Source organism: Desulfocurvus sp. DL1XJH-121, assembly GCF_054819825.1.
This window is the reverse complement of record NZ_JBTVWW010000012.1, coordinates 1-16,108: the sequence shown is the minus strand read 5'-3', so window position 1 is coordinate 16,108 and position 16,108 is coordinate 1. Positions and strand designations below refer to the sequence as shown.

Sequence of the window (16,108 nt, the reverse complement as noted above, 5' to 3'; positions counted from 1 at the left end):
TTTTCAACCGCCTGCCAGCAGGTCGGGGCCCAGCGAATTCACCAGGTCCAGGCAGGCCTCGGCCCGGTTCAGGGTGTAGAGGTGCACGCCGGGCGCGCCGCCCTCCAAGAGGCCGCGCACCTGGTCCTTGGCCCAGGCCATGCCCACCTCGAAGGCGGCCTTGGCGCCGCCCTCGGCGTCGGCGCGCTCCAGGTCCAGGAGCAGCTTGCCCGGAATGCTGGCCCCGCAGAAGGACAGGATGCGCTTGGCCGACTGCAGGCTCATCACCGGCAGCACGCCGGGGATCACCGGCGTCTCCACGCCCATGGACGAGAGGCGCTCCAGGAAGTTCCAGTACAGCCGGTTGTCGAAGAAGAGCTGCGTGATGGTGCAGTCCGCGCCCTGGTCCAGCTTGTATTTCAGGAACTCGAAATCCTCGCGGAAGGTGGCGCATTCCGGATGCCCTTCGGGGTATCCGGCCACGGCCACGCCCATGTCCGGATAGTGGCGGCGGATGAAGGCCACCAGGTCCGAGGCGTGGCGGAAGTCGCCGCTGGCCTCGAAGACCGTCTGCCCCTGGGGCGGGTCGCCGCGCAGGGCCAGGACGTTGTCCACCCCGGCCTCTTCCAGGGCGTCCAGGAAGCCATGCAGCTTCTCGCGGGACGCGCCCACGCAGGTCAGGTGCGCCATGGGCGTGAGCCCCTGCTCGTTCCGCAGCCTGCGCACGATCTCCAGGGTGTTGGCCTGGGTGCCGCCGCCCGCGCCGTAGGTCACGGACACGAACAGCGGGTCCACGGCCTTGAGCCGGGCCACGGTCTCGAAGAATCCGGGCCAGTCCTCGGGGTCCTTGGGCGGAAAGAATTCCAGGGAAATGAACTTCCCGCTCCGCCGCATGAGGTCGCGGATGCGCACTCTACTCTCCTTCTGGGCCCGCCCCGTCCGCCAGGGCGGCCACTATTTCCGTATCAGCCTCGAGGAACGGGTATTCCCGCGCCTCGCGGGCGTTGATCCAGGCCAGTCCGTGCCCCTCGCGGGCGGTCTCGCGCCCCGCGAACTGGTGCACGTGGAAGAAAAACAACCGCACCCGGATGTGCCCGTAGTCATGGCGCTTCTCGCACCAAAAGGTCCAGGTGGTGGGCAGCAGCCCGAGCTCCTCGTGCAGCTCGCGGGCCAGGGCCTGTTCGCGGGTTTCGCCGGGCTCCACCTTGCCGCCGGGGAATTCCCAGAATCCGGCCTGGGGCTTGCCCTCGGGCCGCCGCACGGCCAGGAACCTGTTCCCGCGCCAGATCACGGCGGCCACAACATCTATCTCGGGGGTTTCCCGCTTGTCAGCCCGCACCAATTCCCCCGCAAATCGCCTGTCCATCTTCCGGTTCGTCAACGACCGGTTACGTTATGCGCGAAGCCCCCTGAAATCAAGCTCATACTGGGGGCGACGCGCAACGGGAGGTTGACAGCCCCCTGGGACATGGTCCAAAAACGTTCGGCATGAAGGCCGTCTGCACCCTCCTCCTGGCCCTGGCGTTCCTGCTCCAGGGCCAACAGCCCTCGGCCGCCGAGCCGGGGAAAGGGATGGATGCGCCCCTGGTCCTGGGCTGCCCGGCCACGGGCTGGCCGCCCTACCACATCCCCGACGCGCCCGACAGGCGGCCGGGAATCCTGCCGGACATCTTCCGCGAGGCGTGCGGGGCCCTGGGCCAGCCCGCGGAGCTTCGCCCCCTGCCGGAAGTGCGGGCCATGATCGGCCTGAACGAGGGCACCATCAACGTCTACACCAAGGCCAAGGAATGGGTGGCGGACCCCGGGCGTTTCCTGTGGTCCTCCACGGTGATGCGGTCCACGGACGTGCTCCTGTTCCGCGCCGGGGAGGAGTTCCCCTTCCGGGACGTGGCGGACCTGCGGGGCAAGTCCCTGGGCACCGTGCACGGCTTCCACTACCCCACCCTGGAGGCCCTGTTCGACTCGGGCGCGGCGGCGCGCGTGGATGCGCCCTCCACCCGCAAGCTGTTCCAGATGCTCCAGGCCGGGCGTTGCGACGCCGCCGTGATCAACGACCACGTGGCCCGCTGGATCATCAGCCGGGACCCGGACCTCGCGCCGGAGCAGTTCAGCCTCTCCAAGACCGCCGTGGACAGCGCGGACTACCGCTTCGTGTTCAGCTGGCACCGGACCTGGGGAGGATTCATCGAAGACCTGGACCGGGAAATCGCCCGCATGCGCGCCGACGGACGCATGGACGCCATCGAGGCCCGCTACCGCTAACGGGCCATTACCGGAAGAAGAAGGGATTCCGGGCCGCGGGCGCTAGTCCGCGCCCAGGGCCTCGCGCTTGGCCGTGAGGGCGGCGAGTTCCTTTTCCAGGGCCGCCATCTTTTCCATATGCTTCTCGGCGGCCTCGTTCAGTTCGCCGAAGCGCGTCATGAGCTTGGTGGAGCGCGGCACGTCGGCGTAGACGTCGGGGTCGGCCAGCTCGGCCTCCACGGAGGACTGCTCCGTGAGCAGCGTCTCCAGTTCGGCCTCCAGCTTGTCGTACTTGGCCTGCACGGGCTTGATCTGCTTGTACAGGGCGTTGCGGGCCTCGGCCTGGCGGCGCTTGGCCTCCTTGGCCTCGGCGCGGGACACGCGGCGCACGGCGTCGGCCTGGGCGCCCCCGCCCGCGCCCTGGTCCAGGAAGGCGCGCCGCGCGCGGTCGTAGCCCTCGAACCCGTCCTCGAAGACGGTGACGCCCTCGGGCTTCAGCCACCAGACCTCGCGGGCCACGTTGCTCATCAGGTGCCTGTCGTGGGCCACCATGAGGATGGTGCCCTCGTAGTCGCGCAGGGCCGTGATCAGGGCGTCGCGGCTCTCCAGGTCCAGGTGGTTGGTGGGCTCGTCCAGGATCAGGAAGTTGGCGCGCTTGAGGAACAGGGTGGCCAGGACAAGGCGGTTCTTCTCGCCGCCGGACAGCTCGCGCACCTTGCGTTCCCAGAAGCTCTCGGGCAGCAGGAACAGGCCCAGGACGCTGCGGAGCTCCTCCTCGGTGGTGCGCGGGTCGGACAGGCGGCGGATCTCCGCGAGCACCTGCTTGTCCAGGTCCAGCATGTCCGCCTGGTGCTGGCTGAAATAGCCCACGGACATCTTGGAGCCCAGCTCCACGGCCCCGCCGGACAGGGGCAGATCGCCCACCAGGGCTTTGAGCAGCGTGGTCTTGCCGCAGCCGTTGGGCCCGGCCAGGGCCACCTTCTGCCCGGCGTAGATGTTGAAGGACAGGGGGTCCCAGAGGCTCTTGCCCCCGGGGTAGGCGTAGGCCACGTCCACGGCCGAGAGCACGGTGCGGTTGCCGCGCGCGGGCTCGGGCCACTTGAAGGCCAGATCCTTGGACTTGGCCTCGGGGCGCACGCCCTCCAGCTCCTTTTCCAGCTTGGCCACCTGCTTCTTCATGCTGTTGGCCTGGCGGGCCTTGGTGGCCTTGAACTGGAACCGGCGCACGAAATCCATCTTCTTGGCGATGTCGTCCTGGACGCGCTGCTCCTCGCGACGGCGCTGGTCCTCGGCCTCGGCCATCCAGGCCCAGAAATCCGTGAAGCTGCCCTTGCGCACCACCGGGCGCACCCCGCCCAGGTACAGGACGTGGGTGGACACACGGTCCAGGAGCACGCGGTCGTGGGCCACGAACACCAGCGGCCCCTCGAAGGACATCAGGTATTCCTCAAGCCACTCCACGGCTTCCAGATCCAAGTGGTTGGTGGGCTCGTCGAGCATCAGCGCCCCGGCCCCCTCCACCAGGATGCGCGCCAGCTTGGCCCGCTCGCGCCAGCCGCCGGACAGCTCCTTCAACGGCTGGGAGAGCTGCTCCTCCTCGAAGCCCAGGCCCGTGAGCACGGCCTTGGCCTTGTGCTCGGGGTTGTAGCCGAAGACGTGCTCCAGGTGCGCCTGCTCCTGGGAGAGCTTGGTCAGGGAGGCCTGGTCCTTTGCGGCCGTGGCCGCCTCCCAGCGCTCCCAGAACTCGCTCCAGGACGGCAGGGCCTCCATGACCCAGGCCAGGGACGGGGTGGACAGGTCGGTCTGGGCCAGCTCCTGGCGCGAATAGCCCAACAGCGTATCCTTGGGGATCAGCACCTGCCCGGAGTCCGGGTCCTCCTCGCCGGCGAGGATGCGCAAGAGCGTGGACTTGCCGCAGCCGTTGGGGCCGATGACCGCCAGGCGCATGCCCGCCGTGACCTCCAGGGAGAAGGACTCGAACAGGTCGCGCCCGCCGAAGGACTTGGACAGGGACTGGATGGAGATGCGTGACATGGCCGTTCCTGAAAAAAAGGTACCCGAAAAACCGCGCGGTCTTTCGGGTACCCGATTTTGTGCCGAAGTCAAGTGGGGCTTACAGGGCGGCCTTGACCAACTCCCCCATCCTGACGCAGCCCACGGGCTTGCCGCCGGGCTCCATGATGTCGCCCGTGCGCCAGCCCTCGTCCAGGACCCGAGCCACGGCCGCCTCGATGGCGTCGGCCTCGGCGGCCAGATCGAAGCTGTGGCGCAGCATCATGGCCACGGAGAGGATGGTGGCCAGGGGGTTGGCCTTGTCCTGGCCCGCGATGTCCGGGGCCGAGCCGTGGATGGGCTCGTACAGGCCCGGGCCGTCCGCGCCCAGGCTGGCCGAGGGCAGCATGCCGATGGAACCGGTGATGCAGCCCGCCTCGTCCGAGAGGATGTCGCCGAACAGGTTGCCCGTGACCATGACGTCGAACTGGTGGGGCGCGCGCACCAGCTGCATGGCCGCGTTGTCCACGTACATGTGCGAGAGCTCCACGTCCGGATACTCGGCGTCGTGCACGCGGATGACCACCTCGCGCCAGAGGCGCGAGACATCCAGGACGTTGGCCTTGTCCACGCTGCACACGCGGCCCGAGCGCTTGCGCGCGGCCTCGAAGGCCACGCGCGCGATGCGCTCCACCTCATGCTCCGCGTAGACCATGGTGTTATAGGAGACCTTCTCCCCGCCGCGCTCCTCGGTGCCCCGGGGCTCGCCGAAGTAGATGCCGCCCGTGAGCTCGCGCACCACCATCACGTCCAGGCCGCGCTCCACGATGTCCGGGCGCAGGAAGCAGGCCTTCTCCAGCTGCGGGAAGAGCTTGGCCGGGCGCAGGTTGGCGAACAGGCCCATCTCCTTGCGGATGGCCAAGAGCCCCCGCTCGGGCCGGATGGCCGGGTCGATGGCGTCCCACTTGGGGCCGCCCACCGCGCCCAGCAGCACGGCGCCGGCGGCCTTGCAGAGGTCCACGGTCTCCTTGGGCAGGGGCTCGCCGAAGGCGTCGATGGCGCAGCCGCCGATGAGGCCCTGGGTCGCGTCCAGGGTGTGGCCGAATTTCTCGCAGACCGTTTCCAGCACGGCCTTGGCCTGGGTCATTATCTCGGGGCCTATCCCGTCGCCGGGCAGGAAGCACACTGTCAGATTCATTGTCGTATCCTTTTGGTCTTTTCCGTCAATTCGCCTGGGCCAGGCGGCTTTTTACGTATCCTACCAGGCCGCCCTTATCCAGGATGCCCTGCATGAACTCGGGCACGGGGTGGCAGGTCGCTTCCTCGCCGGTGGTCAGGTTGCGGATCAGCCCGCTGTCCGTGTCCACCTCGATCTGGTCGCCGTCGCCGAACTTCGCGTAGTCGTCGCCCACTTCCAGGAGGATGAGCCCCATGTTGAAGCCGTTGCGATAGAAGATGCGCGCGAAGCTGTGGGCCACGACCACGGGCATGCCCGCGCCCTTGATGGCGATGGGCGCGTGCTCGCGGGACGAGCCGCAGCCGAAGTTGGGGCCCGCGACCATGATGTCGCCCTGGCTCACGCGCTTGACCCAGCCCTCTTCCAGGCCTTCCATGCAGTTGGCGCCCAGTTCGACCTCGTCGAAGGTCACCAGGAACCGGGCCGGGATGATGGCGTCGGTATCGATGTTCTCGCCCACGCGGTGGGCCTTTCCGTTGTATTTCATGTCGATGTCTCCTGTATGCGTGGGGCTTCTAGAGGGCCGCCGGGTCGGTGATCACGCCGGTGACGGCGCTGGCCGCGGCCACGGCCGGGCTGGCCAGGTAGACCTCGGACTGCAGGCTGCCCATGCGGCCCTTGAAGTTGCGGTTGGTGGTGGAGATGGCGCGCTCGCCGCCCGCCAGAATGCCCATGTGCCCGCCCAGGCAGGGCCCGCAGGTGGGCGGGCCGACCACGGCCCCGGCGTCCATGAAGATCGCCATCAGCCCCTCATCCAGGCACTGCCTCCAGATGCCCGGGGTGGCGGGCAGGATGATCAGGCGCACCTTGGTGGAGGCCTTGCGGCCCTTGAGCACCTCGGCGGCGGCGCGCATGTCCTCGATGCGGCCGTTGGTGCAGGAGCCGATGACGGCCTGGTGCACCACCACGTCGTTCACCTCGGACACGGGGCGCACGTTCTCGGGCAGATGCGGACAGGCGATCTGCGGCTCCATGCCGGAGATGTCCATCCTCACCACGCGGTCGTAGGCCGCGCCGGGGTCAGCGGCGATGGCCTCGTCGCCCGTGCGCCCGGCCTTTTTCGCGTACTCCAGGGTCTTGGCGTCCGCCGCGAACAGGCCGCACTTGCCGCCCGCCTCGATGGCCATGTTGGCCATGGTCATGCGGCCCTCCACGGAGAGGTCCACCACGGCCGAGCCGCCGAACTCCAGGGCCTTGTACAGGGCCCCGGCCACGCCGATCTCGCCGATGAGGCGCAGCATGTAGTCCTTGGCGCCCACGTACTCGCGGGGCGAGCCCTCGATCTCCACGCGCACCGTGGGCGGCACCTTGAACCAGGTCTCGCCCAGGGCCATGCCTCCGGCGATGTCCGTGGAGCCCATGCCCGTGGCGAATGCCCCGATGCCGCCGTAGGTGCAGGTATGGCTGTCCGCGCCGATGACGATGTCGCCGGGGCCCACGATGCCCTTCTCGGGCAGCAGCGCGTGCTCCACGCCCACGTTGCCACCCTCGTAGTAGTGGGTGATGTTCTGCTCTTCGGCGAAGTCGCGCACCACCTTGACCTGTTCCGCGGAATCGATGTCCTTGTTGGGCACGAAGTGGTCGCAGACCAGGGCCACCTTGTCGCGGTTGAAGACCTTGTCCACGCCCATGGCGTTGAGCCCCCTGATGGCCAGGGGGCCGGTAATATCGTTGGCAAGAACCAGGGAAAGACGGCAGTTGACGATGCTTCCGGCGTCGCCCACCTCGGTGTCGCAGTGTCGTTGCAGGATTTTCTGGGCCAGGGTGTGGTTCATGCTTCTTCCTCTCTCTTTTTCTCCAACCGGTTCATGGCGTTCAAAAAGGCCTTGGCGCTGGCCACGATGATGTCCGAGTCCGAGCCCCGGCCCACGGCCGTGCAGGCTCCGTCGCGGACCTTCACCGTGACCTCGCCCTGGGCGTCGGTGCCGCCGGTGATGGCGTTGACCAGGAACTGCTCCAGGACGGGCCGCTCGCCCATTATCTCCAATATGGCGTTGAACAGGGCGTCGATGGGCCCCACTCCGAAGGTCGTCTGCTTGCGCTCCTCGCCGTCCACCTCCATGACCACGGCGGCGGTGGGCGGGATGTCCATGTTGCCGGACTGGATATGCAGATGCTTCAGGCGGTATTTGTCCGGAATTCGGAAAACCTCTTCCAGGACAATGGCGTCGATGTCCTCGTCATATATGTTTTTCTTGATGTCCGCCAGCTTCTTCACTGCGGCCGCAACCATATCCAGGTCCTTGTCCGAGAGGCGGTAGCCCATGTCCGCCACCTTGTCGCCGATGGCGTGGCGGCCGGAATGCTTGCCCAGCACCAGATCCGAGCCTTTGCGGCCCACGCTCTCGGGGGTCATGATCTCGTAGGTCTGGCGGTTCTTGAGCACGCCGTCCTGGTGGATGCCCGACTCGTGGGCGAAGGCGTTGTCCCCGGTGACCGCCTTGTTGGGCGGGATGGGTCGGCCGATGATGTGCGACAACAGCCGGTTGGCCGGGTACAGCAGCTCCGTGTTCACGCCCGTCTCGAAGGGATAATAGTTGGGGCGGGTGCGGATGTTCATGACAATCTCCTCCAGGGCGGCGTTGCCCGCGCGCTCGCCGATGCCCGACAGGGTCACCTCGGCCTGGCGCGCGCCTGCGCGCAGGGCGGCCATGGTGTTGGCCACGCCCAGGCCCAGGTCGTTGTGGCAATGCACGGAGAACACGGCCTTGCCCGCGTTAGGCACGTTGGCCAGGAGGTAGGAGATGAGGTCCGCGAACTCGCCGGGCTGGGCGTAGCCCACGGTGTCCGGGATGTTCACGGTGGTGGCCCCGCAGTCGATGACCCGCTCGCAGACCCGGGCCAGGAATTCGCGCTCGGAACGCGAGGCGTCCTCGGCGGAGAACTCCACGTTGGGGCACAGGGACACGGCGTGGCGCACGGCGGCCTCGGCCATGGCCAGGACGGCCTCGGGGGCCTTCTGCAGCTTGTGCTTCATGTGCAGGGGGCTGGTGGCGATGAAGGTATGGATGCGCGGGTGCTTGGCGTCCTTCACCGCGTTCCAGGCGCGGTCGATGTCCGCGGGCATGGCCCGGCAGAGGCCCGCCACCTGGGCGTTCTCCACGGCCTCGGCAATGGCCCGCACGGCCTGGAAGTCGCCCTCGCTGGCCGCAGGGAACCCGGCCTCGATGATATCCACGCCCAAAGTGTCCAACTGGCGCGCCAGGCGCACCTTCTCTCTCAGGTTCATGGTGCAGCCCGGGGACTGCTCGCCGTCACGCAGGGTGGTGTCGAAAATGTACACGCGATCCTTCATGGCGTTCTCCTTGTCTCGCTCCGCGCCTCGCGCGGAGTCGGGTTGGTTGCAAAGCGGATAATAGAATACGAAACGGCCCGGCCACGTTGTGAACACGCGCTGCCGGGCTTACCAAAGGGTCGGGGCCGGTCCTGCCCCACCCTGGTGTGGTGTGGGGAGGTTACGAGAGCTTCTGCGAAGCGCCTCGTAGCGCGTGGTGGCCGCGTAGGAGTAGGTAGTAGGTGTAAATGGGCCCGGAGAGCATGTAGCCCAAGAGAATCAGGAATCCGAGGACCCTGGGCTGGGAGGCGACCATGACGAAGAGCAGGATCACCGTAACCATGCTGGAGAAGGGATGGGCCTTGACGAAGCCGTATTCCTTGAAGGAGGCGTAACGCACCCGGCTGACCATCAGGAAGGAGCAGAGGTACGCCAGGCCCAGCAGGAACTTGGGCTCATGGGCGATGAGGGCGTCGGGAATGAACGGCGCGAACAGCACCAGCGAGGCCATGATGCAGGCCTGGGCCGGAATGGGCAGGCCCACGAAATGCTTCTTGGACGCGGTGGGCGCGGCCACGTTGAAGCGCGCCAGCCTGAGGGCCCCGCAGACCACGATGAGGAACGAGGCCATGAGCCCGAGGCGGCCGTACTCCGAGAGTTTCCAGAGATAGACCATCACCGCCGGGGTCACGCCGAAGGCCACCAGGTCCGCCAGGGAGTCGTACTGCACCCCGAAGTCGCTGGAGGTGTGCGTGAGGCGGGCGACCTTGCCGTCCAGCCCGTCGAACAGCGCGCTGACCAGGATGGCCAGGGCGCAGGATTCAAAGCGGCCCTCCACGGCCCACATGATGCCCAGAAAACCGGACAGCAGGCTCGCCGTGGTCAGCAGGTTGGGGAGGATGTACACCCCCTTGTGCAAAGGCCTGGACTTGGAATCAGACATTGTTCGTCGTGCGCTCCGCTTATGGTCTCCGGGCGAGGACCGTCTGCCCCGCGAAGACCTTGTCGCCAATTTTGACGTCTACCTCATAAGCATCGGGCAGGTAAAGGTCAAGTCTGGAGCCGAACTTGATGAGCCCGAAACGCTGGCCGCGCGCCAGTTCGTCGCCCTGCTCGGCCCAGCACACGATGCGCCTGGCGATGAGCCCGGCGATCTGGACCACGGTCAGCTCCTCGCCCTCGGGGGTGCGCACGGACAGGGCCAGGCGCTCGTTGTCCTCACTGGCCTTGTCCAGGGAGGCGTTCAGGAACTTGCCCGGGAAGTACTTGATTTCCTGGACCTCTCCGGCCACGGGGCAGCGGTTCACGTGCACGTTGAACACGTTCATGAACACGCAGACCACCTTACGCTCCTCCCCGCTGACGGGATCCTTGGCCGTGCCGATCTTGCAGACCTTGCCGTCGGCCGGGCTCACGGCCAGGCCGGGCTCCGCCGGGGTCACGCGCTCGGGATCGCGGAAGAAGTGCGCCACCAGGGCCGTGACCACGAACATCAGGGCCGAGCCCATGGCGCAGCCCAGGATGGCCAGCATCAGGGTCAGCAGAGCGCTCAGGGCGGTGAACGGCACGCCCTCCTTGGAGAAGCCGCAGGACGGACTTTTCATGTCGAGTGTCTCCCCCCGCTACAGCGGGCAGTAGTCGTTGAGTTCGCCGAGGAACGCCTCGCGGCCCACATAGTGGATGGCGCGCATGCCCCGGTCCAGGGCCCGGCGCACGTGCCCGGCGTGGTCGTCCACGAACAGGCAGCGCCCGGGGGCCAGCCCCAGGTCCCGGGCCATGTCCGTGAACACGGCCGGGTCCTTCTTGGTCCGGCCCGTGCGCCAGCTGTTCCAGACCAGGTCGAAGCGGGCGAAGACCCCAAACCGGGCGTCCAGCTCCTCCAGCCAGTTGGTCTGGTCGCTCAAAATCGCCACCTTGTACCCGGCGGCGGAAAGCTTGTCCACGAGATCGAACATCCAGGGCCTGGGCTTGAAGCGGTCCAGGAGCTCGGCGCGCAGCTCCGCGTCCGTGCCCGTGATGCCCGCGGCCGAACGCATGGCCGCCCAGAACGCGGCCTCGTCCGTGCGGCCCTCGGCGTAGCCGTCCTCGCGGATGATGGCGAAAGCCGCCTCGGTGACGGCCTCGGTGTCCAGCCCCCGGTCCCTGGCGATGGCCTCGAACCCGGCCACGAACCCTTCTTCCGCCAGGACTCCGCCGAAATCGAAGATCACGGCGTCCACCCGGCGCAGACCGGAATCCTTGATGTTTTCTTCCATGTCCGCACTGTAGCCCGCCCCGGCCGCACAGTCCAGGAGCGATTGGGCGGCTGGTCCTAAAACTAAATTTCAAACATTGTTTTTTTCTATTGACAGGGCCATGGCGGGGATTTATAGACCCCCCTTCCGTAGGCTGCTAATCAATAGCCTGCCACATTTGTTTCAAACATGGAGTTTCAAACAGTGCCCAAGAACCTGCGAACCCTCGCCACCTTTTTCCTGATCATGGCCGCGGCCGTCCTGGCCGCCGGCTGCTCGGACTCGGAAGTCAACGGCCAAACCAGCGCCGGGCGTCCCCCGGCCACGGTCACGGCTCAGACCATCGAGCCCCGGGACCTGCCTTTGGCTTACGAATACCCGGCCCAGGTCGACGGCTCCCGCGAGGTCGAGGTCCGCGCCCAGGTCGGCGGCATCCTCCTCAAGCGCACCTATGAGGAAGGCTCCTACGTGCGCGAGGGCGACGTGCTCTTCCGCATCGCCCCGGAAACCTACGACGCCAACCTGGTCAAGGCCCAGGGCGACCTGGAGCAGCTCAAGGCCCAGCTCGAACTGGCCCGCCTGGACAAGGAGCGCAAGGTCAAGCTGCACACCGAGGGCGTGGTCAGCACCCAGGAGCGCGACGACGCCGTGTCCGCCTACGAGGCGGCCAAGGCCGCCGTGAAAGCCGCCGAGGGTTCCCTGCGCCAGGCCAACATCAACCTCGGCTACACCGAGGTCACGGCCCCCATTTCCGGCATCACCAGCAAGGAGACCCGCTCCGAGGGCAGCCTCGTGACCGTGGGCACCGAGACCAGCCTGTTGACCACCATCACCTGCCTGGACCCGGTGTACGTGAACTTCTCCATACCCGGCACCGAGGTGCTCAAGATGCGCCGCATGGTCAAGGAAGGCCGCGTGACGGAAGACGAGGGCGGACTCACCGTGCGCCTCGAGCTCGCCGACGGCAGCCTCTACGAACAAGCGGGGCACATCAACTACATGGCCAAGCAGGAAGACCCGCAGACGGGCGCCGTGCGCGTTCGCGCCGAGGTTCCCAACCCCGACGGCCTGATCATGCCCGGCGGCTTCGTGCGCGCCATCGTGGGCGGCCGGACCCTCGCGGGCGCCCTGCTGGTGCCCCAGCGCGCGGTGCTCTTCTCGGCCAGGGCCGACATCGTCTACACCCTGGACGCCGAGAACACCGCCTCGCCCAGGCCCGTGAAGCTGGGCATTTCCGTGGGCGACGAATTCGAGGTCCTCGACGGTCTGAAGCCCGGGGAGCGCATCGTGGTGGACGGCACCATCAAGGTCACGCCCGGCGGCAAGGTCAATCCCGTGACCGCCGAGGCCAAGCCCGCAGCCCAAACCGCCGGGGGCGCCAAGTAATGATCCCCCGCTTTTTCATCAACAGGCCCATCTTCGCCACGGTCGTCTCGCTGCTGATCATGCTGGCGGGCGTCCTGGCCATGCAATCGCTGCCCATAGCGGAGTTCCCGGAGATCGTTCCGCCCCAGGTGAGCGTCAGCGCGGCCTATCCCGGGGCCAGCGCCGAGACCATCGCCCAGACCGTGGCCGCTCCCATCGAGCAGCAGATCAACGGCGTGGACAAGATGCTCTACATGCAGTCCACCAGCGGCAGCGACGGCTCCCTGCAGATCAGCGTGACCTTCGCCGTGGGCTCGGACCCGGACCAGAACACCATCAACGTCAACAACCGCGTGCAGGCCGCCCTGTCCTCCCTCCCCGCCGAGGTCCAGGCCCAGGGCGTCACCGTGCGCAAGCGCTCGTCGTCTATGCTCCAGGTGCTGAACATGGAGAACACCGACGGCCGCTACGACACCATCTACATCGCCAACTACGCCATGGTGAACGTGGTGGACGCCCTGAAGCGCCTGCCCGGCGTGGGCGACGCCATGGTCTTCGGCTCCCACGACTACTCCATGCGCATCTGGATCAAGCCCGACAAGCTGGCCCAGCTGGGCATGACCCCGGCCGACCTGGCCGCGGCCCTCAGGGAGCAGAACGCCCAGTTCGCGGCCGGCGCCATCGGGCGCGCGCCCCTGACGAACCCCGTGGAGTTGACCTATTCCGTGGTCACCCGGGGCCGCATGCTGGCCCCCGAGGAGTTCGGGAACATCATCCTGCGCGCCAATGCGGACGGCTCCTACCTGCGCCTCAAGGACGTGGCCCGCATCGAGCTGGGCGCCGAGGACTACAACGAGGAAGTGACCCACGCCGGAGCCCCCAGCGTGGGCATCGGCATCTACCTGGCCCCGGGCGCCAACGCCCTGGCCACCGCCGACCAGGTCAAGGCCACCATGGCCGAGCTCTCCAAGACCTTCCCCGACGGCATCAACTGGGGCACGACCTACGACGTCACCGACTTCGTGCGCATCTCCGTGGAGGAAGTCCGCGAAACCCTCGTCGAGGCCTTCATCCTGGTCTCGCTGATCATCTTCCTGTTCCTGCAGAACTGGCGGCCCACGGTCATCCCCCTGGTGGCGGTGCCCGTGTCCATCATCGGCACCTTCGCGGGCATGTACGCCCTGGGCTTCACCATCAACACGCTGACGCTCTTCGGCCTGGTGCTGGCCATCGGCATCGTGGTGGACGACGCCATCGTCGTCATCGAGAACGTGGAACGCGTCATGGACACCGAGGGCCTGCCGCCCAAGCAGGCCACCATCAAGGCCATGGAAGAGGTCTCCGGCGCCATCATCGCCATCGTGCTGGTGCTCTGCTCGGTGTTCGTGCCCGTGGCCTTCATGGGCGGCCTGGCCGGTGAGATGTACAAGCAGTTCGCCGTGACCATCGCCGTGTCCGTGGTCATCTCGGGCCTGGTGGCCTTGACCCTGACACCGGCCCTGTGCGCCATTCTCCTGAAGCCCGGCCACCGCCAGCCCGTGGCCCCGCTTCGCTGGTTCAACCGCTTCTTCGAGGCCGTGACCCACCGCTACAGCGCGGGGGTCCGCTTCCTGCTCAGGCGCGGGCTGGTGGCGCTGCTGCTGTTCGCCGTCTTGTGCGGAACGGCCTGGAAGATCTTCCAGACCGTGCCCACCAGCATGGTGCCCTCCGAGGACAAGGGCTACGTGGTGGGCCTGGTGATCCTGCCCCCGGGCGCGTCCCTGTCGCGCACGGAAGCGGTGCTCACCAAGCTGGACAAGATGATCCGCTCCCTGCCCGAGGTGGACACGGACATCGCCATCGAGGGCCTGAACCTGTTGTCCTTCTCGGCCCAGACCAACTACGGCACCATGTTCATCAAGCTGAAGCCCTGGGACGAGCGCAAGGGCCCGGGCCAGGACGCCGAGGGCGTGGTCAGGAAGATCATGGGCCTGGGCGCGCAGCTCCCCGAGGGCGTGGTCCTGTCCTTCAACCTGCCGCCCATCAACGGCATGGACTCCACGGGCGGCTTCACCGGCTACCTGCAGGACCGCACCGGCGGCACGTCCCAGGACATGGCGGCCATGACCTCCAAGCTCATCGCCGCGGCCTCCAAGCGGCCCGAGCTGGGCAGGCTGAACTCCACCTTCATGGTCAACTCGCCGACCCTTAAGGTGACCCTGGACCGTGAGCGGGCCAAGGCCCTGGACGTGCCCGTGGACCAGGTGTTCTCCACCATGCAGGCCACCTTCGGCACCCTCTACGTCAACGACTTCAACAAATGGGGCCGCACCTACCAGGTGCGCATCCAGGCCGAGGGCGACTACCGCGACAGCCCCGACGACCTGAGCCAGGTCTACGTGCGCTCCAGCACGGGCCGGATGCTGCCCTTGACGGCCCTGGTTTCCGTGGAGCGCACCGTCTCCCCCGACGTCATGGAGCGCTACAACGTGTTCCCGGCGTCGCGCATCATGGGCGCGGCCGCCCCGGGCTACAGCTCGGGCCAGGCCCTGCAGGCCATGGAGGAGACGGCCAAGGAGGTCCTTCCCGCCGGCTACACCCTGTCCTGGACCGGATCGGCCTACCAGGAGCGCGCCACGGGCGGATCGTCCACATCGGTGTTCATCCTGGGCCTGTTGATGGTCTTCCTGATCCTGGCGGCCCAGTATGAGAAATGGAGCCTGCCCCTGGCGGTCATCATGGTGGTGCCCTTCGCCCTGTTCGGAGCCATCGGAGCCAACTGGCTGCGCGGCCTGTCCAACGACGTGTACTTCCAGATCGCCCTGGTGACCCTGATCGGCCTGTCCGCCAAGAACGCCATCCTCATCGTGGAGTTCGCGGTGCAGAAGCACGCCCAGGGCCTGACCGTGCACGAGGCGGCCGCCGAAGCGGCCCACCTGCGCTTTAGGCCCATCGTGATGACGTCGTTGGCCTTCATGCTCGGCTGCCTGCCCCTGGCCATTTCCAGCGGCGCGGGCGCGGCCAGCCGGCACTCCATCGGCACGGGCATCATCGGCGGCATGCTGGCGGCGACCTTCATCGCCACCTTCTTCATACCCGCCTTCTACAAGGGCATCATCCTGATCACCGAGCGCATCCGCCGCCCGGCCAAGAACGAAGAAGAAAAAGACTAGACCGCTCGGCGGCGTCCCCCGGCCCCGCGCGGGCCCGGGGACGCCGCCTTTTCATAATCGGCAACAAGGATACGTTCCATGGATACATGCGATAAAATCAATCCACAGTGCAAGGATCTGGCCGAGGCCATCCAGAACACGGCCAAGGAACTGCGCGGGAGCATCGACCAAGCCTTCAAACCCTACGGCATGAGCCGTTCGCGCTGGCTGGCCCTGGCCATCCTGCACAACGAGGGCCAGGGCCTGCCCCAGAAGGAGCTGGCCGCGCGCATGGGCGTGGAAGGCGCCACCCTGGTGCGCATGCTGGACGGGATGGAAAAGGACGGCTGGGTCCGCCGCCGGGTCTCCCCGGAGGACCGGCGCGTCAACCTGGTGGAGATCCAGGACAAGGCCCTGAGCTTCATGACCACCTTCGAGGAAACCATGCGCAACTTCAGCCAGGAAATCTTCGGCGGCATCCCCGAAGCCGAACTCCGGCTCTGTACGCGGTTCCTCAACGGCCTACGCTCGCGCCTGCGCGACTGGACGCCCGAGGCCGAAGTCTGAGCAGACCGCCCAAAAACAGCAATCTGCTTCGTTGCTGCGAAAAATTCAAACCCTCGCGTACGGGGAGTACGCTTCGGTCTTGAATTTT

At 67.1% G+C, this 16,108-nt stretch carries 14 protein-coding genes; 4 read left to right on the top strand and 10 right to left on the bottom strand.

What is annotated here, in order from left to right; all coding sequences use genetic code 11:
- Nucleotides 1-3: 3 nt before the first annotated feature.
- The gene (metF, locus tag ACYYG1_RS09925) at nt 4-891 is read right to left on the bottom strand and encodes a methylenetetrahydrofolate reductase [NAD(P)H] (RefSeq protein ID WP_461210151.1); all 888 of its coding nucleotides are present in this window, start codon (nt 889-891) and stop codon (nt 4-6) included.
- Between the two features lies 1 nt (nt 892).
- Nucleotides 893-1,345 carry a (deoxy)nucleoside triphosphate pyrophosphohydrolase gene (locus ACYYG1_RS09920; protein WP_461210150.1) on the bottom strand — a complete coding sequence of 151 codons (453 nt, stop codon included), beginning with the start codon at nt 1,343-1,345 and terminating at the stop codon, nt 893-895.
- Between the two features lie 122 nt (nt 1,346-1,467).
- Between ACYYG1_RS09920 and ACYYG1_RS09915 the strand changes: the two genes are divergently transcribed.
- Nucleotides 1,468-2,241 (top strand): substrate-binding periplasmic protein, encoded by a 774-nt coding sequence (locus ACYYG1_RS09915; protein WP_461210149.1) that lies wholly within the window; start codon nt 1,468-1,470, stop codon nt 2,239-2,241.
- A gap of 42 nt (nt 2,242-2,283) precedes the next feature.
- Here ACYYG1_RS09915 and abc-f read toward each other — a convergent pair whose 3' ends face one another.
- From abc-f to ACYYG1_RS09875, 8 genes are all read right to left on the bottom strand, one after another.
- Nucleotides 2,284-4,254, bottom strand: coding sequence for a ribosomal protection-like ABC-F family protein (gene abc-f, locus ACYYG1_RS09910; RefSeq protein WP_461210148.1), 1,971 nt, complete (start codon nt 4,252-4,254; stop codon nt 2,284-2,286).
- 79 nt (nt 4,255-4,333) lie between these two features.
- Entirely contained in the window at nt 4,334-5,410 is a 1,077-nt protein-coding gene (gene leuB / locus ACYYG1_RS09905; protein WP_461210147.1) for a 3-isopropylmalate dehydrogenase, read from the bottom strand.
- Between the two features lie 25 nt (nt 5,411-5,435).
- Entirely contained in the window at nt 5,436-5,936 is a 501-nt protein-coding gene (locus tag ACYYG1_RS09900) for a 3-isopropylmalate dehydratase small subunit (RefSeq protein WP_461210146.1), read from the bottom strand.
- A 28-nt stretch (nt 5,937-5,964) separates the two neighbouring features.
- Entirely contained in the window at nt 5,965-7,224 is a 1,260-nt protein-coding gene (gene leuC / locus ACYYG1_RS09895) for a 3-isopropylmalate dehydratase large subunit (RefSeq protein WP_461210145.1), read from the bottom strand.
- Nucleotides 7,221-8,744 carry a 2-isopropylmalate synthase gene (locus ACYYG1_RS09890; protein WP_461210144.1) on the bottom strand — a complete coding sequence of 508 codons (1,524 nt, stop codon included), beginning with the start codon at nt 8,742-8,744 and terminating at the stop codon, nt 7,221-7,223. Before ACYYG1_RS09890 ends, leuC begins: the two co-directional genes overlap by 4 nt.
- A 160-nt stretch (nt 8,745-8,904) precedes the next feature.
- The gene (gene pssA / locus ACYYG1_RS09885) at nt 8,905-9,666 is read right to left on the bottom strand and encodes a CDP-diacylglycerol--serine O-phosphatidyltransferase (RefSeq protein ID WP_461210143.1); all 762 of its coding nucleotides are present in this window, start codon (nt 9,664-9,666) and stop codon (nt 8,905-8,907) included.
- Nucleotides 9,667-9,685: 19 nt separating this feature from the next.
- Nucleotides 9,686-10,327: a phosphatidylserine decarboxylase family protein gene (locus ACYYG1_RS09880; RefSeq protein WP_461210142.1), complete on the bottom strand. Its 642-nt coding sequence runs from the start codon at nt 10,325-10,327 to the stop codon at nt 9,686-9,688.
- A gap of 18 nt (nt 10,328-10,345) precedes the next feature.
- A complete protein-coding gene (locus ACYYG1_RS09875) occupies nt 10,346-10,978 on the bottom strand; it encodes an HAD family hydrolase (protein ID WP_461210141.1) in 633 nt (210 codons plus the stop codon).
- A gap of 183 nt (nt 10,979-11,161) precedes the next feature.
- On the opposite strand from ACYYG1_RS09875, the gene ACYYG1_RS09870 reads away from it, so the two are divergent.
- From ACYYG1_RS09870 to ACYYG1_RS09860, 3 genes are all read left to right on the top strand, one after another.
- On the top strand, nt 11,162-12,343 hold the full coding sequence (locus tag ACYYG1_RS09870) for an efflux RND transporter periplasmic adaptor subunit (protein WP_461210140.1): 1,182 nt from the start codon (nt 11,162-11,164) through the stop codon (nt 12,341-12,343).
- The gene (locus tag ACYYG1_RS09865) at nt 12,343-15,474 is read left to right on the top strand and encodes an efflux RND transporter permease subunit (protein ID WP_461210139.1); all 3,132 of its coding nucleotides are present in this window, start codon (nt 12,343-12,345) and stop codon (nt 15,472-15,474) included. The genes ACYYG1_RS09870 and ACYYG1_RS09865 overlap by 1 nt, the downstream gene beginning before the upstream one ends.
- A 78-nt stretch (nt 15,475-15,552) precedes the next feature.
- The gene (locus tag ACYYG1_RS09860) at nt 15,553-16,020 is read left to right on the top strand and encodes a MarR family winged helix-turn-helix transcriptional regulator (protein WP_461210138.1); all 468 of its coding nucleotides are present in this window, start codon (nt 15,553-15,555) and stop codon (nt 16,018-16,020) included.
- Nucleotides 16,021-16,108 lie beyond the last annotated feature (88 nt).